Source organism: Indioceanicola profundi (assembly GCF_003568845.1).
GTDB lineage: Bacteria > Pseudomonadota > Alphaproteobacteria > Azospirillales > Azospirillaceae > Indioceanicola > Indioceanicola profundi.
In genome coordinates this window covers 1367299-1387885 of the sequence record NZ_CP030126.1, presented here as the reverse complement: position 1 = coordinate 1387885, position 20587 = coordinate 1367299, and the positions used below count along the sequence as shown (strand labels likewise).

The 20587-nt window shown below is 63.3% G+C and carries 21 protein-coding genes and 2 tRNA genes; 14 read left to right on the top strand and 9 right to left on the bottom strand.

All coding sequences use genetic code 11. From position 1 onward, the window contains the following. Nucleotides 1-79 precede the first annotated feature (79 nt). The 8 genes from DOL89_RS06600 (at nucleotide 80) to DOL89_RS06565 (ending at nucleotide 6329) form a co-directional block, all read left to right on the top strand. On the top strand, nucleotides 80-1228 hold the full coding sequence (locus DOL89_RS06600) for an acetoin utilization protein AcuC (protein WP_119678419.1): 1149 nt from the start codon (nucleotides 80-82) through the stop codon (nucleotides 1226-1228). A 46-nt stretch (nucleotides 1229-1274) separates the two neighbouring features. Then, nucleotides 1275-1736 carry a DUF192 domain-containing protein gene (locus DOL89_RS06595; RefSeq protein ID WP_119678418.1) on the top strand — a complete coding sequence of 154 codons (462 nt, stop codon included), beginning with the start codon at nucleotides 1275-1277 and terminating at the stop codon, nucleotides 1734-1736. A 135-nt stretch (nucleotides 1737-1871) separates the two neighbouring features. Next, nucleotides 1872-2795: a DMT family transporter gene (locus DOL89_RS06590; protein WP_119678417.1), complete on the top strand. Its 924-nt coding sequence runs from the start codon at nucleotides 1872-1874 to the stop codon at nucleotides 2793-2795. Between the two features lie 633 nt (nucleotides 2796-3428). Then, nucleotides 3429-5300: a reverse transcriptase/maturase family protein gene (locus DOL89_RS06585; RefSeq protein ID WP_205574651.1), complete on the top strand. Its 1872-nt coding sequence runs from the start codon at nucleotides 3429-3431 to the stop codon at nucleotides 5298-5300. Beyond that, nucleotides 5291-5367: transfer RNA gene (locus DOL89_RS06580), tRNA-Pro, on the top strand. Before DOL89_RS06585 ends, DOL89_RS06580 begins: the two co-directional genes overlap by 10 nt. Nucleotides 5368-5584: 217 nt before the next feature. Next, nucleotides 5585-5890, top strand: a complete 306-nt coding sequence (locus DOL89_RS06575; protein WP_119678416.1) for an ETC complex I subunit — start codon at nucleotides 5585-5587, stop codon at nucleotides 5888-5890. A gap of 54 nt (nucleotides 5891-5944) precedes the next feature. Further along, a tRNA-Arg gene (locus DOL89_RS06570) sits at nucleotides 5945-6021 on the top strand. 26 nt (nucleotides 6022-6047) lie between these two features. Beyond that, a complete protein-coding gene (locus DOL89_RS06565) occupies nucleotides 6048-6329 on the top strand; it encodes a DUF6460 domain-containing protein (protein WP_225889928.1) in 282 nt (93 codons plus the stop codon). Nucleotides 6330-6334: 5 nt separating this feature from the next. Here DOL89_RS06565 and DOL89_RS06560 read toward each other — a convergent pair whose 3' ends face one another. From DOL89_RS06560 to DOL89_RS06530, 7 genes are all read right to left on the bottom strand, one after another. Then, nucleotides 6335-6706: a hypothetical protein gene (locus DOL89_RS06560; RefSeq protein WP_119678415.1), complete on the bottom strand. Its 372-nt coding sequence runs from the start codon at nucleotides 6704-6706 to the stop codon at nucleotides 6335-6337. A 248-nt stretch (nucleotides 6707-6954) separates the two neighbouring features. Further along, nucleotides 6955-7662, bottom strand: a complete 708-nt coding sequence (lexA, locus tag DOL89_RS06555; protein WP_119678414.1) for a transcriptional repressor LexA — start codon at nucleotides 7660-7662, stop codon at nucleotides 6955-6957. A 133-nt stretch (nucleotides 7663-7795) separates the two neighbouring features. Further along, complete coding sequence (locus tag DOL89_RS06550; RefSeq protein WP_119678413.1) at nucleotides 7796-8998, bottom strand: molybdopterin molybdotransferase MoeA; 1203 nt, start codon at nucleotides 8996-8998, stop codon at nucleotides 7796-7798. Further along, nucleotides 8995-9504, bottom strand: coding sequence for a cyclic pyranopterin monophosphate synthase MoaC (moaC, locus tag DOL89_RS06545; RefSeq protein WP_119678412.1), 510 nt, complete (start codon nucleotides 9502-9504; stop codon nucleotides 8995-8997). Before moaC ends, DOL89_RS06550 begins: the two co-directional genes overlap by 4 nt. A gap of 4 nt (nucleotides 9505-9508) precedes the next feature. Continuing rightward, on the bottom strand, nucleotides 9509-10333 hold the full coding sequence (gene trpC / locus DOL89_RS06540) for an indole-3-glycerol phosphate synthase TrpC (protein WP_119678411.1): 825 nt from the start codon (nucleotides 10331-10333) through the stop codon (nucleotides 9509-9511). After that, a complete protein-coding gene (gene trpD, locus DOL89_RS06535) occupies nucleotides 10330-11370 on the bottom strand; it encodes an anthranilate phosphoribosyltransferase (protein WP_119678410.1) in 1041 nt (346 codons plus the stop codon). The genes trpC and trpD overlap by 4 nt, the downstream gene beginning before the upstream one ends. Before the next feature lie 8 nt (nucleotides 11371-11378). Further along, nucleotides 11379-11993 (bottom strand): anthranilate synthase component II, encoded by a 615-nt coding sequence (locus DOL89_RS06530; RefSeq protein WP_119678409.1) that lies wholly within the window; start codon nucleotides 11991-11993, stop codon nucleotides 11379-11381. A 138-nt stretch (nucleotides 11994-12131) separates the two neighbouring features. On the opposite strand from DOL89_RS06530, the gene cueR reads away from it, so the two are divergent. The 3 genes from cueR to DOL89_RS06515 all read left to right on the top strand — a co-directional run bounded on the left by cueR (nucleotide 12132) and on the right by DOL89_RS06515 (nucleotide 13901). Next, the gene (gene cueR, locus DOL89_RS06525; RefSeq protein WP_119678408.1) at nucleotides 12132-12563 is read left to right on the top strand and encodes a Cu(I)-responsive transcriptional regulator; all 432 of its coding nucleotides are present in this window, start codon (nucleotides 12132-12134) and stop codon (nucleotides 12561-12563) included. A 398-nt stretch (nucleotides 12564-12961) separates the two neighbouring features. Beyond that, on the top strand, nucleotides 12962-13660 hold the full coding sequence (locus DOL89_RS25475; protein ID WP_225889927.1) for a divergent polysaccharide deacetylase family protein: 699 nt from the start codon (nucleotides 12962-12964) through the stop codon (nucleotides 13658-13660). A 37-nt stretch (nucleotides 13661-13697) separates the two neighbouring features. After that, nucleotides 13698-13901 carry a heavy-metal-associated domain-containing protein gene (locus DOL89_RS06515; protein WP_119678406.1) on the top strand — a complete coding sequence of 68 codons (204 nt, stop codon included), beginning with the start codon at nucleotides 13698-13700 and terminating at the stop codon, nucleotides 13899-13901. A 61-nt stretch (nucleotides 13902-13962) separates the two neighbouring features. On the opposite strand, the gene trpE is transcribed toward DOL89_RS06515, so the two are convergent. Together trpE and DOL89_RS06505 are read right to left on the bottom strand one after the other, a co-directional pair. Beyond that, entirely contained in the window at nucleotides 13963-15486 is a 1524-nt protein-coding gene (gene trpE / locus DOL89_RS06510) for an anthranilate synthase component I (RefSeq protein WP_119678405.1), read from the bottom strand. Between the two features lie 4 nt (nucleotides 15487-15490). Beyond that, the gene (locus DOL89_RS06505) at nucleotides 15491-17374 is read right to left on the bottom strand and encodes a SurA N-terminal domain-containing protein (protein ID WP_119678404.1); all 1884 of its coding nucleotides are present in this window, start codon (nucleotides 17372-17374) and stop codon (nucleotides 15491-15493) included. Between the two features lie 216 nt (nucleotides 17375-17590). Here DOL89_RS06505 and tpiA point away from each other — a divergent pair, with 216 nt between their 5' ends. The 3 genes from tpiA to DOL89_RS06490 all read left to right on the top strand — a co-directional run bounded on the left by tpiA (nucleotide 17591) and on the right by DOL89_RS06490 (nucleotide 20577). Further along, nucleotides 17591-18346 (top strand): triose-phosphate isomerase, encoded by a 756-nt coding sequence (gene tpiA, locus DOL89_RS06500; RefSeq protein ID WP_119678403.1) that lies wholly within the window; start codon nucleotides 17591-17593, stop codon nucleotides 18344-18346. Between the two features lie 160 nt (nucleotides 18347-18506). Next, nucleotides 18507-18839, top strand: a complete 333-nt coding sequence (secG, locus tag DOL89_RS06495) for a preprotein translocase subunit SecG (RefSeq protein ID WP_119678402.1) — start codon at nucleotides 18507-18509, stop codon at nucleotides 18837-18839. A gap of 109 nt (nucleotides 18840-18948) precedes the next feature. After that, nucleotides 18949-20577, top strand: coding sequence for a CTP synthase (locus tag DOL89_RS06490; protein ID WP_119678401.1), 1629 nt, complete (start codon nucleotides 18949-18951; stop codon nucleotides 20575-20577). Nucleotides 20578-20587 lie beyond the last annotated feature (10 nt).

Sequence of the window (20587 nt, the reverse complement as noted above, 5' to 3'; positions counted from 1 at the left end):
CTGCGGCGCGGCGAAGCGGGTACGACGGCATTCAGAGCGGACATTGACCAGATCGGGTGCCGGCTCTACTTCACGGATCATGCAGATCCCGAATCCGGCCGTCGGCCGCTCCGCGCAGCCCCCACTTGACCGGCCCATGTTCCTGGGCAGCGAGGTCTATCGCAATTCCACTTACGGGAAGAAGCATCCGCTTTCCATTCCCCGGGTCTCGACAGCGATTGACCTGTCGCGCGCCATGGGGTGGTTGCCCGACAGTTCCTATCTGGACAGTCCGATCGCTACTCCGGACCAGCTTGCCCGCTTCCATGAGCCTGACTACGTTGCGGCAGTGATGCGTGCGGAAGCGGAACAGAGGGTCGATGCAGACACCATGGCCCGCTTCAATCTCGGAAAGCTGGAAAATCCGGTGTTTCCTGAGATGTTCCGCCGGCCTGCCACGGCCTCCGGCGCTTCGATCCTCGCCGCCGACATGGTCCTGGGCGGCGGGATCGTCTACAGCCCTGCGGGCGGCACCCATCATGGCCGGCCCGGACGGGCCAGCGGCTTCTGCTATTTCAACGATCCGGTGCTCGGCATACTGCGTCTGCTGGATCGGGGACTGGACCGGATCTACTACGTGGACCTGGATGCCCACCACGGAGACGGCGTGCAGGACGCATTCCATGCGGATGAGCGGGTCTTCACCCTTTCCATCCATGAAGGCGCGCGCTGGCCGCATACCGGAAAGCTCGATGACCGGGCAGGGGGCATGGCAAGGAACCTGCCCATGCCGTCCGGCTTCAACGACACGGAGTTGCGCTTTCTGATGGAACAGGCCGTGCTTCCGCTGGGAGAGCTGTTCCGGCCACAGGCCATCGTGGTGCAATGCGGCGCAGATGCGCTTGCCGACGACCCGCTCAGCCGACTGGAGCTTTCGAACCGGGCACTCTGGCAGGCGGTGGCGGAGTTGGCGGCCCTGGCCCCTCGCGCCCTGGTGCTTGGCGGCGGCGGTTACAATCCGTGGTCCGTAGGTCGATGCTGGGCGGGAGTCTGGGCGACGTTGAACGGCATCGATCCGGACGTGCCGCCCAATGCGGAAGCGGAAGCAATCCTGCGGAGCATCACCTGGAACCGGCGGGAAGGGCGCAACCCGCCGGAACGCTGGTTCACCACCATCGCCGATGACCCCCATGAGGGACAGATCCGAGAAGAGGTGAGGGAGATCGCCGCCGCGGTGATGTCGCCGTGAGCGCTACCCGTTTACAGCCGCCTCCGCCTGCGCTAACGAATCCGCTATGAACAAGATCATCCGCCCGCTCCTCATCCTTATCGCCCTGCTGTTGCCCGCCCTTCCGGCCGGGGCGGAGCTGGCCCGCGATCGTCTCACTGTCGAAACCGCCAAGGGAGGCAGCCACGACTTCGAGGTGGAGATCGCCCGGACCCATGCGGAGCAGGCGCGTGGCCTGATGTACCGGGAAAGTCTGGCTGAGGATGCCGGCATGCTGTTCCTCTATGACGAACCGCAGCCGCTGAGCTTCTGGATGAAGAACACGCTGATCCCTCTGGATATCATCTTCATTGGCAGGGACGGGCGCATCCTGAATATCGTGACCGCCAAACCACTGGACCTTACGCCAGTAAGTTCGGAAGGACGCGGAACGGCGGTTCTGGAGATCAACGGAGGACTCGCGGCCAAGCTGGGCATCGCCGCGGGCGACCGGGTGGTGCATCCCCATTTCGGGACGGACGCACGCTGAACATCCGGACTTCAGGCGGGGGCCTGGAAAAATGTCACCCGCACAACAATCGGGTAGCTGGAAAGTCGGGCCGCGACTAGCTTCTGCCGTCCTCCGCCGGCGAGCGGCCGGTTCCAGTTCCGCCCGTGTGTCCGCATGTCCAGCAATACAGTTCTTTACGCCGCAGCAGTCCTGATCTGGGGTTCGACCTGGTTCGGCATCAAGTTTCAGCTCGGCATCGTGGACCCGGCGGTAAGCATCGCTTACCGCTTCACCCTGGCTGGCGTGCTGCTGCTGGTATGGCTGGCGGTCCGGCGGCAGCCGCTGATCCCTGCGCGGGCTGCCTGGTCGAACATCGCGCTTACGGGGCTGTTCAGCTTCTGCCTGAGCTACCTCTGCTCCTACGCCGCCACAGGGCTGCTGACCTCCGGACTGGTCGCCGTTGCGGGATCGGCCCTCAGCGTCATGAATGTCCTCAATTCCCGCATCTTTCTGGGCCAGCCGGTGAAGCCGCGGGTCCTGTTGGGCGGCAGCATCGGCGTGTTCGGGGTGCTGCTGCTGTTCCTGCCAAGCATCAGCCTTGAAGGGCTGGGCGGGGCAAGTGCCCTCGGCCTTGCCATCATCATGCTGGGCAACTACTTCGCATCTGCCGGCAACATGGCGGTCGCCAAGGCGCGGAAGGCCGAGGTGCCGCTGCTCCCGGCGACGGCCTGGGGCATGCTGGCCGGCGCGGGGCTGACCGCACTGACGGCGACGATGCGGGGCGCGGAGTTCACCTTCGACCCGTCGCCGGCCTATGTGCTGTCGCTGCTCTACCTGACGCTGTTCGGGTCGTTGGCGGCTTTCCTGTCCTACTTCACCCTGCTGGGACGGATAGGGGCCGACCGGGCGGGCTACGTGGCTGTCATGGTTCCGATCGTGGCGCTGATCATCTCCACCCTGTTCGAGGGGTACCAGTGGACCATGCTGAGCGTTCTGGGACTGGGCTTGGCGGTCGGTGGGAACCTGCTGGTGATGACGCCTCCCGGATGGCGTCTGCCGGGGCGGCTGGCAGCGGCAGTGAAGCCAGGGCAGCCCTGACGAACCGAAAGGGGCGGTCATGTGCGGCTATGCTTGCCGGCCGCGCCTGTCCTGGTGTATCTCCAACCCACGGACGGAGCGTAGCGCAGCCAGGTAGCGCATCTGCTTTGGGAGTGCGCCCGTGAGGCGTAGGAATCGTTGCCGGTTTGTCCGGTCCTAGCAATGGAGGTCTAGGTAAATCAGCGGCTTACCTGAGGGGGAAATCCCCAAGGGGACTAGCGCATGCCGCAACAAAGGAGGGGTGAGGCCCGGTGGTTGGGACAAGAAACCTCTTCAGATAGGCCAACTATGGTGAACCCTATACTGGGTAAAGGACAGTTGATCGTCGTGGAACAGCAGGACCAAGTGGGTATCCACCTATATCCCCACTTTCCGATCCTCCGGAAGAAGGTTCCCAAGTATTCCGGACTCCATCGAATCGGACGACAGGCCAATGAGGCACCAGCTTATCAACGAACGTCCCACCTACCGTTGGACCACGGTTCCTATGAGACGCGGGGATGGCCTAAAGGGAGTGATCCCCATGGTCACGGAATCATCGTAGTACCTGCCCTGTTCGAATGACAACGAAGTACCTACTTCCTTGAATGGAAAACAGGATACGGCCCCGGTAACGCGGAGAGAAAGGGAAGGATGATAGGTGTCGATGCCATAGACAAAGAGAGCCCGATCCGGATGGATCACAAGGGGCTATTGCGTCTACGGCAATTGGAAACCCTCAACGCGAATCCAACCTGGGTTAATCGCGACCTCTACCGCCTGATGTATCAGGAAGACCTGTACATCACGGCCTATGAGCGTATCAAGAGCAACCCCGGTAACATGACACCCGGTGTCGATGGATCTACTCTGGATGGCTTCTCTCTTGAAACCATCCGGACAACTATCGACTCGATGCGAGATGAGAGCTTTCAGTTCTCCCCCGGTCGAAGGATTAATATCCCGAAGGCCAACGGTAAACTACGCCCACTCACCATCGCTCCTCCGCGGGAAAAGGTCGTCCAGGAAGTCATCCGGATGATTCTGACCGCCATTTATGACGGTCAGGTTCACCCCAGCTTCCTCGACTCCAGCCATGGATTCCGCGCGAATAGGGGAACCCACACGGCTCTGCGAGAAATCAGTCTCTGGAAGAACGTGGTATGGTTCGTTGAAGGCGACATCAAAGGATGCTTCGACAACATCGACCACCACCGCCTGATAGAACTGGTTAAGAAGCGGGTCAGTGACTCCCGTTTCCTGAATCTCCTATGGAAAGCCCTAAAGGCTGGTCATATGGAATTCCGGAATACGTTCTCCATTAACCTATCTGGTACACCGCAGGGGAGTATTGTTTCGCCAATCTTGGCAAACATATACCTCCACGAACTGGACTGCTTCGTCACAAAACTAAAGACGGAGTACGAACGGGGCGAAAAGCGACGGCCTAACCCGTTTTACCGGCGAGTGGCCAATCAGATCGATTATTGGCGGAAGAAGGGAGACATTGATAAGGTCCGGGAACTGGAGAAGGCTCGCCGCCAACTCTCGGTTTATGATGTGAATGACCCCAATTACGTCCGTATCCAATACATCCGCTATGCGGACGATTGGATCATGGGAGTGACCGGTCCGAAGCATCTCGCCGAAGAACTGAAGTCGCGAATCAGGACGTTCCTTGCGGACGAACTGAAACTCGAACTCAGTGCGGATAAGACCTTCATCAGACATACCCGAACTGAAGAAGCCTTCTTCCTGGGCACGGTCATCCGTGGTCAGGGGGGCGAGGCGAATGTTTCAACCGTGAAGCGTAACGGTATGACATACCGCGCCCGCACCACCGGCTGGAACCTTAACCTCTTAGCCCCCATTGGAAGGATTGTGGACCGCTTGCGTGCTAAAGGATTCTGCGATCACGCCGGAAAACCCAAACACGTCAGTGGATGGATTCACCTCGACGATGGCGAAATCCTGGAGCAATACAATGCAGTGTTATGGGGAATTCTGAACTACTACTCCTTCGCGGCTAACTATAGCCGATTAGGAAGTGTCCAGTCTATTCTCCAGCTGTCCGCCGCTAAGACCCTCGCAGCAAAGCACCGTTCAGGCTCAATACGTCGATTGTTCCGTGTCAAAGGTTCCGCTCTAAAATTCGAGCGAAAGACCGATGACACTGTACACATCGCTTCTTTGAGACTGAATAGAGATTGGCGTAGGCAACCCGGTCGCTTCTTGGTCGGAGCCAACCCGACGGGTGATATTTACACGCAATTCACACGTAAATACACTCGTAGCAAACTCGGAATGGTGTGTGCCATTTGTGGGAGTTCTGATGGGGTGGAGATGCACCATCTCCGCCATGTTAGGAAGAGGAACCTGAAACTCAAGGGCATCAACGCCCTCATGGCCCAGGTGAACCGAAAGCAAATTCCTGTTTGCAAGGCGCACCATAGGGAGATACATGGAGGGCTATATGATGGCCAGGGGTTATCGGAACTCTCCCTGACTCATATGGACTGGGTGTAGCGCAGCCTGGTAGCGCGCCTGCCTTGGACGCAGGAGGTCGCGAGTTCGAATCTCGCCACCCAGACCACCATTGGGACTAGCAATCGACACTGGAGAGCCGTGTGCTTGGAAACTTGCACGCACGGTTCGGAGGAAGACCATTGATAGGGTGTTTGCGAGAGATGACTTTGGTCACTCCCTCTGCTAACTACTCCTCGGTGGTCGATCCTACGCAGAGGGCCCCCGGTTCGAATCCGGGCGCTCCGACCACCATATTCGTTGACGATGGAAGTGACGGGTTTGCCATGAGGGTGCGGATCTATCAGCCCAGCAAGACCGCGATGCAGTCCGGCCGTGCCAAGACTCATTCATGGCTGCTGGAATATGAGATCGAGACGCCCCGCCGGCCCGAGCCGCTTATGGGCTGGATCAGCTCCGGCGACACGCTGAACCAGGTGAGGCTGCGCTTCAAGACGAAGGAAGATGCCATCGCCTTCGCCGAGAAGAAGGGCTGGGACTATGATGTCGCCGCCCCGCAGGAGCGTAAGGTTCTGCCCAAGAACTATGCCGACAATTTCCGTACCGACAGGCCACGCATCGGACGGTTCTGACGTCCGTCAGGACGACCGGATCAGCCATCCGGGCGTTTCCTTCCACGCAGATCAGGCCCCTTAGCTCAGCTGGATAGAGCACTCGCCTTCTAAGCGAGCGGTCGCAGGTTCGAATCCTGCAGGGGTCGCCATTTTCCATGACCCGGGCGGTGGAAAGATGAAAGCGGGTACGGGCGTGCGCTTCGTTATCCAGGTTCTGATCGCTTGTCTGCTGGTCGGGCTCTTCCTGTCCTGGTTTTCCATCGATCCCAGAACGATCCTTCAGGATAGCTGGAAAGCGATCAAGGACGTGGCAGGGCTGGCGGTCGATTTCGTGGACTGGGCCATTCCCTATATCCTGACCGGCGCGGTGGTCGTGGTGCCCGTGGTGGCTGTTACCGCCGGGCTTAAACTTCTACGCGACCGGCGCCCGCCGCCACCGCCGCCGGCCAGCGAATAGACGGCTCAGCCGCCGGCACCGCCCACGCCTTCTGCGATGGTCGCAGTGATCAGCCGCGCCCCCTTCTGGAAGTTCATGGTGACCATCAGCGTTGCCCGCCCCTTGATCAGATGCACGGCTTTGTCGGCATCCACGGGCAGCGGAACGTTCCGGGACATGCAGAAGGCGACCAGGGCGGCCTGAAGCTCCTGCTCGCCGATCTTCAACTCGGGGCCGGTTGTTACCCGTATACGCGCCGTCAGCCCGCCCTCACTGGGAACCAGGTCAACGGCGCTGATATCCCCCTCGGGAAGCGTGTCGCGGAGCTTGCGCCGCCGGTCGAGAATGGCGGTGACGACCTCTCGGTCGGTGAAGACAATGCAGCGCAACTCCTTCATCGGAGAGCCCCTTCCTGAATAGAAGAAGCAACCTAAGCCGAAATTGCGGATATCGCCAGAGACATCGCCAATGACCGGTCCGGCAGAGCCGACTCTGCGGCGAGGCAGGTCCGGCTCAAACGGCGCGCCTTCGGCAGAAAGAATGCGAACACAGAAGAAGGCCCAGCTTGAACCGGGCCTTCCTCAACCAATCTGGACGAATGCAGGGCTTCCATCCGGAGACAGGTCCCGCACGTCTTCCGGTAGGCTCAGTACTTGCGGATCAGCCCAACCAACCGGCCCTGGACGCTGACCCGGTCGGCACCGAAGACACGGGTTTCATAGTTCGGGTTGGCGGGTTCCAGCGCGATCGAGTTGCCCTTGCGGCGCAGCCGCTTCAACGTGACCTCGTTCTCATCCACAAGCGCCACGACGACGGAACCGTTCTCTGCCGTGTCGCAGCGCTGGATGATGACAGTGTCTCCATCCATGATTCCGGCCTCGATCATCGAATCGCCCGCAACCTCCAGCGCGTAATGCTCTCCCGTGGCGAGCATGGCTGCGGGGATATCGATGCTGCTCGAATTATCTCGCAGCGCCTCGATGGGGAGACCGGCGGCGATGCGGCCGTAGAGTGGAAGCGAAACGGCCTCCGCCTCTGGCTGGCTTTCCCGGCCGGTCAGAGCCCCACGGAAGTCGCCGCGGATGACGTTGGGACGGAATTTCGGCGTCGTCTCTGCCTTTGATGCGGGAGAAGCCACCTGGTCCGGAAGACGGGTCACTTCCAGCGCGCGAGCGCGGTGGGGGAGGCGGCGGATAAAGCCGCGCTCCTCCAGACCGGTGATCAGGCGGTGAATGCCGGACTTGGACTTGAGCCCAAGGGCATCCTTCATTTCATCGAAGGAGGGAGACACGCCGCCGGCCTGCAGCCGCTCATGAATAAAAAGCAGCAGCTCCTGTTGCTTGCGTGTCAGCATTTCGCCTCTCCCGGCCGGTGGACCACAAAATCTAGAACAAACCTGGAATGTACCGCCTCTGTTCTAGTCTTGTTCGCAACGTTCGTCAAGGGCGGCTGCTTGAACTACCCCGGACGGCTCAGCATCGTTCGGGTCACAGATCGTCGAGGGGGATGATGACGGCTTCCGAACCGGCAGGAGCTGCCGGGGCGAGTGGAGGGCGGACGATCAGGCAGTCTGCCGCGGCAAGCCTGCTCAGCATGCTGCTGTCCTGCTGCGGGAAGGGGGTCGCGATGTCCGTTCCATCGCTATCGCGCTGCGACGTTGCCCGCATGTAATCCTCCCGTCGGTCATTCGCCGGCAGGTCCGCACCCAACCGGGCGCGACGGGTCACGGGCCCGGTCTCGGCCAAGCCCTGCATGGCCATGAGCAGCGGACGGGCGAATAGAACGGAACAGACCAGGGACGAGACCGGATTGCCGGGTAGGCCGATGACCGGCATCTCGCTAATGCGGCCGAACATCAGGGGCTTGCCGGGGCGAAGGGCGATTTTCCAGAAATCCAGTTCCATTCCCTGGGTGCCGAGAACGCCCCTGACCAGATCATGTTCTCCGACGGAAACGCCCCCGGTCGTCAGCAGAAGATCGCATCCGGCAGCGCCCCGCATATGCTCGAGCAAGCTGTCCGGCGTATCGCGGGCAACGCCCAAATCCACGGGTTCGCCTCCACTGCGGCGGACGAGGGCGGCCAGGGTAAGGCCGTTGGAACTGACAATCTGCCCTGGTCCCAGCGGCTCACCGGGCATGTTCACCTCATCCCCGGTGGCCAGAATAGCGACGCGCGGGCGGCGGCGGACCATCAGCCAGGGCACGTTCATGGCGGCCGCCAAGGCCAGCCCACGGACGCCGACACGTTGGCCCGTCCTCAAGCCGATATTTCCCTGCCGGAAATCCAGCCCCTCCTTACGTATCCACCGTCCAGGACCGGAGCCTTCCCGGATCACGACGCTGCCGCCCAGTTCCTCACAATCCTCCTGGATGACGACCGTGTCCGCGCCGGCGGGGATCTGGCCGCCGGTGAAGATGCGTACCGCCTCGCCGGGGCCGACTGACCCCGTGAAGGGCCGGCCGGCAGGAGATTCTCCAATGCGGCGCAGAGTCACCGGAAGAACGGAAATATCCGCCGTCCTGACAGCCCAGCCGTCCATGGCGGAGACATCCGCGGGAGGCTGTGAGAGTCGGGCGACGACATCCGCAGCAAGCACCCTGTCGAGCGCGTCGGGGAGGGCCACCTGCTCCGCCGGGAGAAGCCGAGCCTGGGCAAGGATGCGGGCACGGGCCTCCGCGACGGAAATCATGGGGCGTCCGTAGCACCTGCGGCATTCCAGGTGCCGCTCTTTCCGCCGGATTTGTGGACCAGACGTATGTCACCGATGCTCATCCAGCGGTCCACCGCCTTGCACATGTCGTAGATGGTAAGGGCAGCAACGCTGACAGCGGTCAGCGCCTCCATCTCCACGCCGGTCCGGCCCTTCAGCTTCACGGTGGCTTCAATGTCGACTGCGCTGTCCTCTTCAGCCAGCTCGAACTCCACCGCAGCCTTGGAGATGGCCAGCGGATGACAGAGCGGGATCAGGTCCGAGGTCTTCTTGGCGGCCATGATGCCGGCCAGACGCGCCACAGCCAGCACGTCGCCCTTCTTCATTCCGCCGTCACGGATCAACGCAAAGGTTTCCGGCCGCATCGAGACCCGACCGCGCGCCGTCGCCACACGCTCCGTCTCATCCTTGGCGGACACGTCCACCATGGCGGCATTGCCCTGGGCGTCGAAATGGGTGAGGCGGGAATCCTGCTGGTCTGTCATTGCTTTACGCCGCGTCATGCAGGCTGGCGGAGAGGAGGGTGCGGGTCGCTGCGGCCACATCGGGCTGCGACATCAGACTCTCACCTACCAGGAAGCGGCGGGCACCCGCCTTCGCGAGACGCGTCACGTCGTCTGGAGAATGTATCCCGCTCTCCGCCACCAAGGCGCGGCCGGCCGGAACCATGACGGCCAGTTTCTCCGTCGTGGAAAGGTCGACAGACAAGGTCTTGAGATTCCGATTATTTACGCCCAGCAGGCCGGTAGGGAGCTTGAGGGCGCGCTCCATCTCCTCCGCATCGTGAACTTCAATCAGGACGTCCATACCGTGCGCCACGGCGACATCATGGAGCTCGGATGCCTGTGCGTCACTGAGCGCGGCCATGATCAGCAGAATGCAGTCCGCGCCCAGAACACGGCTTTCAACGACCTGGTAGGGGTCGATCATGAAATCCTTGCGGAGGGCCGGAAGGTCCACCGCGTCCCGCGCCTCGGCAAGGTAGCCGTCATTGCCCTGGAAGTAGGGAATATCGGTGAGCACAGAAAGGCAGGTGGCGCCGCCCTCCTTGTACGCGCGGGCCAGCGTCGCCGGGTGGAAGTCGGCGCGGATCAGGCCCTTGCTGGGGCTGGCCTTCTTGATCTCGGCGATCAGGGCCCAGCGACCCTCGGCAACCGATCTTTCCAATGCCTGGGCAAATCCGCGCGGAGCAGACTGTGTGCGGGCCAGCGCTTCCAGGTCGGCCAGGGATCGGCGCGCCTTGCAGGCGGCGACATGCTCTGCCTTATGGGCGCAGATACGGGCCAGCACGTCGGGCGGACGGGGCGCGGTCATTCTTCGACTGCCTGCGTATGGGTGATGGCAATAAGCCGGTCCAGCGCGGCGCGCGCGGCGCCGCTGGCGATGGAATGGGCGGCAAGCTCCACGCCGCTCTTCAGGTCGGCGGCCTTGTCGGCGACGATCAAGGCGGCGGCGGCGTTCAGCAGGACGATGTCACGATAGGCGCCTTCCGCTCCGGAAAGAATCGCGCGCAGTGCTTCGGCGTTGGTTTCGGCATCCCCGCCGCGGAGATCCGCCGGACTTGCCTGGGGCAGACCTGCATCTTCCGGAACGATCCGGAAAGTAGTGATCCGTCCATCCTTCAGGGCGGCGACGCTGGTCGGGCCGGTGGTCGTGATCTCGTCCAGTCCGTCGGAGCCATGGACAACCCATGCCGCCTCCGACCCCAGACGCTGCAGCACCTGCGCAATCGGCTCCACCCAGCGGGCGTCGAAGACGCCCAGGAGCTGGCGCTTGGCAGCTGCGGGATTGGACAGCGGACCCATCAGGTTGAAGATGGTCCGCGTTCCGAGCTCCACCCGCGTCGGAGCGACGTTGCGCATGGCGGTGTGATGGCGGGGAGCCATCAAGAAGCCGATATTGGCCTCCCATAACGCATGCCGCACAAGGCTGAAATCAGCCTCCACATTCACGCCCAGCGCCGTGAGCACGTCGGCGGCGCCGGACTTGCTGGACACTGCGCGGTTGCCGTGCTTGGCCACCGGAACACCGCTTCCGGCGACGACGAAAGCCACGGCCGTGGAAATATTGTAGGTGCCGGCAGCATCGCCGCCGGTGCCGCAGGTATCGATGGTGCCCGCCGGCGCTTCAACCTGCACCGCCTTGGCCCGCATAGTGCGCGCGGCCCCGGTGATCTCCTCTACCGTCTCGCCGCGCACACGCAGAGCCATCAGGAACCCGCCCATTTGGGACGGGGTCGCATTGCCGGACATGATGATGCCGAATGCGTGCTCCGCCTCCTGCTCGGTGAGCTGTGCGCCCGTGGCAACCTTGCTCAGCAAGGCTTTGAAATCGCCCATATCTCCGGTCATCGCAAGCCTCAGGCCGCAGCGCCGGACGCGCGGCTCGCCACGTTGCGTCCGCCGCGGGTCACGTCCAGGAAATTGTCCAGGATCTTGTGCCCATGATCGGACGCAATGCTTTCCGGATGGAACTGCACGCCATGGATCGGCAGTTCCTTGTGCATGAGGGCCATGATCATGCCATCCTCCAACTCGGCTACCGGCTCCAGGCAGTCGGGGAGGGTCTCTCGCTCAACGATCAGGGAGTGGTACCGGGTAGCGCGGAAGGGGCTCGGCAGTCCGCGCATCGTGCCATGACCCTGATGGACCACCGGGCTGACTTTGCCATGCATCGGCACCGGTGCACGCACCACTTTGCCGCCGAAGGTCTGCCCGATTGCCTGGTGACCAAGGCAGACGCCCATGAGCGGCACCCGGGCCTCCGCCGCCGCGGCGATCAGCGGCAGGCAGATGCCGGCCTTGTCCGGGTCGCAGGGGCCAGGTGAGAGCACGATGCCTTCCGGCTGCATAGCCAAAGCTTCAGCCACATCCAGCGAGTCATTGCGGCGGACGACCACTTCGGCCCCGAGTTCGCCCAGATAGTGGACGAGGTTCCAGGTGAAGCTGTCGTAATTGTCGATCAGAAGCAGCATCGTACGGATTCCAAGCGTCGCGGCTGGCTACGGTACAGGCAGACCCCCGTGATTTCCATAGGTTCGCCGGCTCGTAACCTTGCGGTTAATGCACACGTGTAGCATGACTGGATGCATGGCAAGGGGAAGAGCGGGGCGATGAACATCGGGACCGCGGCCAAACGCTCCGGCGTTCCGGCCAAAACCATCCGATATTACGAGAGCGTGGGGCTGATCCAGGCTGCCGGCCGGCGGGAGAACGGATACCGCGACTATGGCGACCAGGATGTGGAGACATTGCGCTTCATCCACCGTGCGCGCTCGCTTGGGTTTTCGGTGAAGGAGGTAGCGGACCTTCTGGCGCTCTGGCAGGACCGCAACCGCGCGTCCGCCGATGTGCGCCGGATGGCGGAACGGCATGTGGCGGAGGTCGATGCGCGGATCGAAGAGTTGCGCAGCCTGCGCGGCACTCTGACCCGCCTAATCGATCAGTGTCACGGGGATGAGCGTCCCGACTGTCCGATCCTGGAGACGCTGTCTACCGGCCGTGACTGCCACAGCTCCCGCGGTTCCGCGGACGGTCACTCATGACCGCGCGTCGTCTGCCACCGAAACGCCGCCCAGCGAAGTCCAGTAAGTGTGCTTCCGCCGGATCGCAGAAGATCGCTATCGGCGCTCTGCTGGCGTTTGCCGGCCTTGTCGTCGTGCTCGCGTTGTTCGGCGGCGAAGGGCTTGGTCCGGAAACGGCGTCCACGCCGGCATCGCGCGTCGCCACCGCCATACCCCCCCAGCCAGTGAGCCGGCCCGGCCCAGCGCCGTCACCTCCACGCGCCGCGGCACCAGCACCGGAGAAGCACCGTGAGGCGGAGCCGACGCGGCCCGCAGACGATGCGGCAGGGACCCAGAAACCGCCTCCGGTTTCCGCGGCCAAGCCTGCGCAGCAGGTTGCCGCCTTACGTCCGCCCGCACCCGAACGTCAGCCGGAGCAGGTGAAACCGGCGCCGGTCGAGGGGCGGCCACGGATCGTCATCGTCATCGACGATATGGGGCTGGACCGGCGCCGGAGTAGCCGGATCGTGGAGCTGCCCGGTCCCCTGACCCTGGCTTGGCTTCCCTACGCCAAGCAACTGCCGGTGCAGACCGAGGCGGCACGTAAGGCGGGACATGAGTTGATCGTGCATGTGCCCATGCAGCCGGACGGCCCCAACGATCCCGGCCCGAATGCCCTGATGACAGGCTTGCCCGAAGCGGAGATACGGCGGCGGCTCGGAATCGGCCTGTCTGCCTTCCATGGATATGTCGGCATCAATAATCACATGGGCAGCCGCTTTACTGCCGATGCGGCAGGGATGAACGTTGTGCTGGATGAGCTTGCGCAACGCGGGCTGCTGTTCCTGGACAGTCGCACCACGGGAGCATCCGCCGTCGCCAGCATCGGTTCCCACCACAGCCTGCCCCTGGCAGCCCGCGACGTCTTCCTGGATCATGAGCAGACGCCGGCCTTCCTGGCGCAGGCCCTGGCCAGGACCGAAGCCATTGCCCGGCAGAATGGCGTCGCAATTGCCATTGGTCACCCGCACGACGTGACCGCCGCGGCCCTTGAGGCGTGGTTGCCGACGTTGGAGAAAAAGGGATTTCAACTGGTTCCAGTCAGCGCCGTGGCGAAGGTGCAGCGCCCGGCCTCCTGAGCGGTTGAACAACTGGAATCGCACAGGAGGAAATGGAATGAGTGTTGCGTACAAGGTCGGCGGCATGACCTGCGATGGTTGCGCCAACGCCATCAGCCGCGCCATCGAGGGACGCTCGAATTCCACCCGCGCATTGGTGGATTTGAAGGCCGGAATTGTCCATGTCGAAGGTTCCGCCTCCGAGGAAGAGGTGAGGGAAGCGATCGAGGATGCCGGCTTCGACTTCAATGGTGCGGCATAGAGGTTGGTAGGCTTCGGATAGCGGCGTGCCGCAGGCATTCGGAATGCCGCTATCCGTGCTGTTAAAGGTTCCCGGATTCCCGGCGTTCGGCGGCGAAGCGCACCGCTTCCTCGGCAGCCTTGAACAGGGCCTTGGCTTTGCTCACCGTCTCCTGATATTCGGCCTCGGGCTCGCTGTCCGCCACAACCCCGCCGCCGGCCTGCACGTACATCGTCCCGTCCTTGATCACCGCCGTGCGTAGGGCGATGCAGGTATCCATGGTCCCGTTTGCGGCGAAATAGCCGATACAGCCGCCATAGATGCCCCGACGGGTCTTCTCCAACTCGTCGATGATCTCCATAGCCCGGATTTTCGGCGCGCCGGAGACGGTTCCAGCCGGGAATCCGGCGGACAGGGCATCGATAGCTGTGAAGCTGGGATCGACCTCTCCCTCCACATTGGAGACGATGTGCATGACGTGGGAATAGTACTCGATGGTGAAGCGCTCGGTGACCCGCACGGTCCCAGTCTTTGCTACACGGCCCACATCGTTGCGGCCCAGGTCGAGCAGCATGAGATGCTCAGCCAGTTCCTTTGGATCGGACAGCAGATCTTCGGCCAGCACCTTGTCCTCGGCCGCGTCCTTGCCGCGGCGGCGAGTGCCCGCGATCGGGCGGATGGTGACCGTGTTATCGCGTAGCCGGACCAGGATTTCCGGGCTGGAGCCGACTACCGCCACATTGCCGAAATCAAGGAAGAACAGGAACGGGGAGGGGTTCAGGCGCCGCAGGGCCCGGTACAGGGCGAATGCCGGAAGCTGGAACGGCACGGAGAAGCGCTGACTCGGCACCACCTGGAAGATGTCGCCGGCACGGATATACTCCTTCGCGCGCTCCACAATGGCGTCATACTCTTCCCGCGTGGTGTTGGACGTCGGAGCCGGCAGCGCGGAGACATCCATTGTGGTCTCATGCGCGGCCGGAACGGGACCCTCAAGCGCAGCCACGGCTTCAGCTAATCGCTCACAGGCCTGCTGATAGGCATGGTCTGGATCGTGGCCCGGCGCTGGCCGGACCGGGGTTACCACGGTGATGACATTGTCGATGCCGTCGAAGATCGCCATGACCGTCGGACGGATCAGGACGGCATCATCCAGATTCAGCTCATCCGGATTGCCATCCGGAAGCCGCTCCATCAACCGGACCATATCGTAGCCCAGATAGCCGAACAGGCCCGCAGACATGGGCGGCAGCTCACGCGGCAGATCGATGCGGGACTCGTCCAGCAGCGATGCGAGCGCCTTCAATGGCGGTTCGTGACACGGCTCGAACAGGCTCGGGTCGGACGCAGCTTGCCGGTTGATCTCTGCCTTGGTGCCGCGGCTCCGCCAGATCAGATCGGGCTTCAGCCCGATCAGCGAATAACGTCCGCGCACGGACCCGCCTGTGACGCTTTCCAGAAGGAACGCGTTGGGGCGTCCCTGTGCCAGTTTCAGAAAGGCGGAGACAGGCGTGTCCAGGTCGCTGACCAGCCGGGTCCAGACCACCTGGGACGTTCCGGCCGCGTAACCTTCCTTGAATGCCGACGCCTCAGGGTAAGTGCGCACCGTTCTACTCCTGCTGACGGAAGAGGCTGTCGATCACGGCCCGGTTTTCCTGCACGTCGTAGCGGCCGCGCAGACCCGTCAGATACTGGGTGATGATATCGTCGGCAATTGCGTCCTTGGCGGCGGTCCGAAGCTGGGCGACCTGCGCAGCGCCGAGGACCGGATCAGCGGGGACGATCTCCACCAGGCGAGCGACGGACTGGCCCTCCGCAGTCGGAACGGCAGCGACCTCCCCGGTTCCGAGCTCGAACAGCTTTTCGCGAAGCGCCGGCGCGATTGGCCCCGTCAACTGTCCCTCACGGGTCAGCGGCTCGGTGCGCACATAGGTCGCGCCGGGCAACTCGGCCGCGAGGTCAGCGGGGTCGGCGCCTTCGCGCAGGCGAGTGGCCAGTTCCTCGGCCTTTGCCGCTGCTGCCTCGTTCCGGCGCTCGGCCTTCCAATCTGCGATGACTTGGTCACGAACCTCGCCCAGCGGACGCAGGGCGGGCGGCTCCACGTTTTCGACCTGAATGGCGAAATAGCTGCTCTCGCCGGATTCGACCAGGTTGCTCGTCTCGCCGGACTGGAGGGTAAAGGCGCGCTCCAGCACCTGAGGCAGATTAGCGGGACCCTCTGCCTGCACGCCGTCCTTCGTCCTGCCCTGGGCGTCCACGCCCTGCAGGCGCACCACGTTAGCACCCACGGCTTCGGCCGCTTCGGGCAGGGTCGCGCCTGAGGCCAAGCGGTCATCCATCGTATTGGCCACCTCGAAAAGCCGATCGATGGCCTTCTCGCGTCGGACGTCGGCGGTCAGTTGCTCACGCACCTGCTCCAGCGTCTGCTCGCCGCCGGGAGCGACACTCCGCACCGTGAAGACATGCCAGCCGAAGGGGCTTTCCACCGGGCCCCCGATAGCGCCGACCTCTGCCGCGAACACTGGCTCCACCAGCTCTTCCGTCAGGCCTTCGCGGGTGGTCTCCGGCAGCTCGACCGTTTCCAACCCCGCGGCGGCAGCGGCGTCCTCCAGCGTCTGACCACCGGCGGTCGCCTCAATGATCCTGCGCGCTGTTTCCTCGTCGGCGGCGACGACCTGCACCAGATCGCGCTTTTCCGGGGTAATGAATTCGTAGCTGCGCGCCTCATAGGCTTCCTGCAGCTCCTCGTCCGACACGGAAATGCCGTCCGTCAAGTCCTCGGCCGACAGGGTGGCGACCATCAGGGTGCGGAATTCAGGGGCCGTATAACGGGTGGAATTCTGCTCATGATAGGCGGTCAGCGCGGCATCGTCCGGGGCCGCCGGTTCCGGCAGCGCAGAGGCGGGTACGTTGATGACGTCAGCGATCCGACGCTCCCCGCGATAGAGGAACAGCGCGCTGGCCAGCGCCTCCGGGGCCGTCGCCCCGCTGCCGACCGCGCCCACGAGCTGGCTCCGGGCCACATCGCCGCGAATCTGGTCGACGAACGACTGCTCGGTGAAGCCGTTCTGCCGAAGCACGTACCGCATCACATCAGGATCGAACTGCCCGAACTGGTTCTGGAAGGCGGGCACATTGCGCACCTGCTCCACGACGGCCTCATCCCCGACGCGAAGTCCAATATCCGCAGCGGCCTGGGTCAGCAGCGCACGCTGGACAACCTGTCGCACCGTCTGGTCCACCAGACCGAGCTGGATGGCCTGGGCATCGGTGAACTGAGGGCCGAAGACCTGGCGCAGGCGGTTTACCTCGCGGCGGAACTCCGTGCTGAGTTGTTCCGGCGGGATGGCGACGTCGCCGACCTCGACAGCATTCCGGCTGGTCCAGCCGGACGTCACGTCGCCGATGCCCCAGACGCCGAAGCTGAGGATCAGGAGCAGGAACAGGATCTTGACGACCCAGGAGCCGGCGGTGCTGCGGAGAGTTTGGAGCATGGGAGGTGACTTGCGATCTCAGATCAGAAGGAAAGAGCCGGCCCTGAAGCCAGACGCATCGGGTCCGCCGAAAGCGGCGCATCATAGAAGCGGCCTGCCGGTGCGGCAAGCCACACCCGGTATAGGAGCGGTGCGGGTGGAATTCCAGCCCTGCGGCTGGTAAGGGATGCGCGGAATGCGCAGGAATAATCGATAAGGACGATGAGGAGGAACGGAATGGCAGCGCGGCGCCCACTGATCGCCGGAAACTGGAAGATGAACGGCCTCCGCGCCGACGGGACGGCTTTGGCCGCAGCCCTGGTTCAGCGGCTGAAAAAAGCCGACACGGCGCGATTCGACATGCTGATCTGTCCGCCCGCTACGCTGATCGCGCCTGTGGGGCAGGTCCTCGAAGGTTCAATCCTGGCGCTCGGCGGCCAGGACTGCCATGCGGCGGAGAAGGGCGCCCATACCGGCGACATTAGCGCCGCCATGCTGGCCGATCTGGGGTGTCGCTATGTCATCGTCGGCCACTCCGAACGCCGGCAGGACCACGGCGAAAGCGACGCAACGGTCCGCGCAAAGGCTGCAGCAGCTCACAAAGCCGGCCTGATCGCCATTGTCTGTGTCGGCGAGACCGAGGGGCAGCGTGATGCGGGCGAGGCCGAGTCCGTCGTCACGGGACAGCTCAAGGGCTCCATCCCGGACGGAGCCACGGCGGAGAATACCGTCATCGCCTATGAGCCGGTCTGGGCAATCGGTACAGGCCGTACGCCGACCAATGCGGACATAGCCGCCATGCACGCCAATATCCGCACCAGCCTGTCCGGGCTCGTTGCAAGCGCCGACGGCGTGCGCATTTTATACGGCGGGTCGGTGAAGCCGGGCAACGCGGCTGAAATTCTGGCGATTGACGATGTGGACGGGGCGCTGGTCGGCGGCGCCAGCCTGAAGGATGAAGACTTCTGGGGCATTGCTGCATCTTGTCGCTAGCATCCGGCGCGCTGAGCGGGTAAACAACCCGCCCGACGACATGATTTGTGACAGGGCCGGTTGCCCCGAGAGGCAGCCGGTTCCTATGCGTGTTCGCAGGAACATGTTGGCTTGATGCCCGGATGACGGGCGGTTGAACGGGTCTTTCGAGGGAACGGGTATGGAAACGGTGGTTCTGGTCATCCACCTGCTGATCGCCATGGCGCTGGTCGGTGTGGTTCTCATCCAGAAGTCCGAAGGCGGCGGTCTCGGCATGGGCGGCGGCAACATGGGCGGCATGATGACCACCCGCGGAAGCGCCAATCTGCTGACCCGCGCCACCGCTCTCCTGGCCGCAGCTTTCTTCGCCACCAGCCTGATCCTTGCGATTCTGGCCGGCAACGCGTCGCGCACGGATTCGATCTTTGATCGAGTGCCCGCCGCCGCGCCGGAAGCGCCTTCGGAGGCGCCCGCTCCGGCGCCGGCCGAACCCTCGGTCCCCGTCGGGGAATGAGTCGTAGGGCGGCAATACACGTCAGAGGCGGCGCTCGAGCCGCCTCTTCTTTTTGGGGGGCCGGCAGAAGTCTGGCCCGGGTTTCTCGATTCGGATAGACTGGGCTTCCATGACGCGCTTCATCTTCATCACCGGCGGCGTGGTTTCTTCCCTGGGCAAGGGGCTGGCTTCCGCCGCGCTCGGGGCCTTGCTGCAGGCCCGCGGCTATAAAGTCCGCCTGCGCAAGCTGGACCCGTACCTGAACGTCGATCCCGGCACGATGAGCCCGTATCAGCACGGTGAGGTCTTCGTCACCGATGACGGTGCGGAGACTGACCTGGATCTGGGCCATTATGAGCGCTTCACCGGCGTTCACACCCGGCAGTCGGACAACGTGACCACCGGTCGGATTTACTCCACCGTGATCGCGAAGGAACGCCGGGGCGAGTATCTGGGCGGCACCGTGCAGGTGATTCCGCACATCACGGACGCTATCAAGGAATTCATCCAGGCCGACCTGACGGACGAGGATTTCGTCCTCTGCGAGGTGGGCGGCACGGTGGGCGATATCGAATCGCTTCCCTTCCTGGAGGCCATCCGCCAGTTCGGGAACGAGGTGGGGCATGAGCGAGCCCTGTTCGTTCACGTCACCCTGCTGCCCTACATCCCGGCTGCGGGCGAACTGAAGACCAAACCGACCCAGCACTCCGTGAAGGAGCTGCTGTCCGTCGGTATCCAGCCCCAGATGCTGCTCTGCCGAGCCGACCGGGAAATCCCGGACAATGAGCGCCGTAAGATCGCCCTGTTCTGCAACATCCAGAAGGAGCGCGTGATCGCCGCCCTGGATGTGGACACTATCTATCAGGTGCCGATCAGCTATCACGAGCAGGGTTTCGACGATCAGGTGCTGAAGGCCTTCGGCCTGCCGGTGCAGGGCGAACCCGATCTCTCCCGCTGGGAAGAGATCGTCCGCCGCGTCCGCCATCCGGAGGGCGAGGTCACGATCGCCGTGGTCGGCAAGTACACGAGCCTGCTCGATGCCTACAAGTCGCTGGGCGAAGCGCTGACCCACGGCGCTATCGCCAACAATGTGAAGGTCAAGCTCGACTGGATCGATGCCGAAATCTTTGAGAGCGGGCAGGCGATCCAGCGGCTGGAAGAGGTCGACGGCATCCTTGTTCCGGGCGGCTTCGGCGAGCGCGGGACGGAGGGGAAGATCAAGGCCGCCCAGTTCGCGCGTGAGCACAAGATTCCCTATTTCGGCATCTGCTTCGGCATGCAGATGGCAGTGATCGAGGCCAGCCGACATCTGGCCGGCCTGGACCATGCCGGCTCCAGCGAGTTCGGCAAGCCCGACCCGGCCGTGGTCGGCCTGATGACCGAATGGGTGAAGGGCAACCAGCTTGAGAAGCGCATCGCCGGCGGCGACCTCGGCGGCACCATGCGGCTGGGCGCCTATGCCTGTCACCTGGTGCCCGGCACGAAAGTGCGCGACATCTACGGCGCCGACGTGATCGAGGAGCGGCACCGCCACCGCTACGAGGTCAATATCGATTTCAAGCAGAAGCTCGAGAATGTCGGGATGAAGTTCTCCGGCCTGTCTCCGGATGGCGTGCTGCCGGAGATTGTGGAACTGCCGGATCACCCCTGGTTCATCGGCGTCCAGTTCCATCCGGAGCTGAAGTCCAAGCCGTTCGAGCCTCACCCGCTGTTCACCAGCTTTATCCGGGCAGCGATCGAGCAGAGCCGTTTGGTCTAAGGCGATAGGT

Bases quoted from the DNA above. Each gene is read 5' to 3' on its own strand.
- DOL89_RS06505 (WP_119678404.1), bottom strand. From the start codon at position 17,374: ATGCTCCAAACTCTCCGCAGCACCGCCGGCTCCTGGGTCGTCAAGATC.
- moaC (WP_119678412.1), bottom strand. From the start codon at position 9,504: ATGACAGACCAGCAGGATTCCCGCCTCACCCATTTCGACGCCCAGGGC.
- DOL89_RS06560 (WP_119678415.1), bottom strand. From the start codon at position 6,706: ATGAAGGAGTTGCGCTGCATTGTCTTCACCGACCGAGAGGTCGTCACC.
- DOL89_RS06490 (WP_119678401.1), top strand. From the start codon at position 18,949: ATGACGCGCTTCATCTTCATCACCGGCGGCGTGGTTTCTTCCCTGGGC.
- DOL89_RS06600 (WP_119678419.1), top strand. From the start codon at position 80: ATGCAGATCCCGAATCCGGCCGTCGGCCGCTCCGCGCAGCCCCCACTT.
- cueR (WP_119678408.1), top strand. From the start codon at position 12,132: ATGAACATCGGGACCGCGGCCAAACGCTCCGGCGTTCCGGCCAAAACC.
- tpiA (WP_119678403.1), top strand. From the start codon at position 17,591: ATGGCAGCGCGGCGCCCACTGATCGCCGGAAACTGGAAGATGAACGGC.
- DOL89_RS06565 (WP_225889928.1), top strand. From the start codon at position 6,048: ATGAAAGCGGGTACGGGCGTGCGCTTCGTTATCCAGGTTCTGATCGCT.
- DOL89_RS06530 (WP_119678409.1), bottom strand. From the start codon at position 11,993: ATGCTGCTTCTGATCGACAATTACGACAGCTTCACCTGGAACCTCGTC.
- DOL89_RS06575 (WP_119678416.1), top strand. From the start codon at position 5,585: ATGAGGGTGCGGATCTATCAGCCCAGCAAGACCGCGATGCAGTCCGGC.
- trpD (WP_119678410.1), bottom strand. From the start codon at position 11,370: ATGACCGGAGATATGGGCGATTTCAAAGCCTTGCTGAGCAAGGTTGCC.
- DOL89_RS06590 (WP_119678417.1), top strand. From the start codon at position 1,872: ATGTCCAGCAATACAGTTCTTTACGCCGCAGCAGTCCTGATCTGGGGT.
- trpC (WP_119678411.1), bottom strand. From the start codon at position 10,333: ATGACCGCGCCCCGTCCGCCCGACGTGCTGGCCCGTATCTGCGCCCAT.
- DOL89_RS06550 (WP_119678413.1), bottom strand. From the start codon at position 8,998: ATGATTTCCGTCGCGGAGGCCCGTGCCCGCATCCTTGCCCAGGCTCGG.
- DOL89_RS06595 (WP_119678418.1), top strand. From the start codon at position 1,275: ATGAACAAGATCATCCGCCCGCTCCTCATCCTTATCGCCCTGCTGTTG.
- secG (WP_119678402.1), top strand. From the start codon at position 18,507: ATGGAAACGGTGGTTCTGGTCATCCACCTGCTGATCGCCATGGCGCTG.
- DOL89_RS06585 (WP_205574651.1), top strand. From the start codon at position 3,429: ATGATAGGTGTCGATGCCATAGACAAAGAGAGCCCGATCCGGATGGAT.
- lexA (WP_119678414.1), bottom strand. From the start codon at position 7,662: ATGCTGACACGCAAGCAACAGGAGCTGCTGCTTTTTATTCATGAGCGG.
- DOL89_RS06515 (WP_119678406.1), top strand. From the start codon at position 13,698: ATGAGTGTTGCGTACAAGGTCGGCGGCATGACCTGCGATGGTTGCGCC.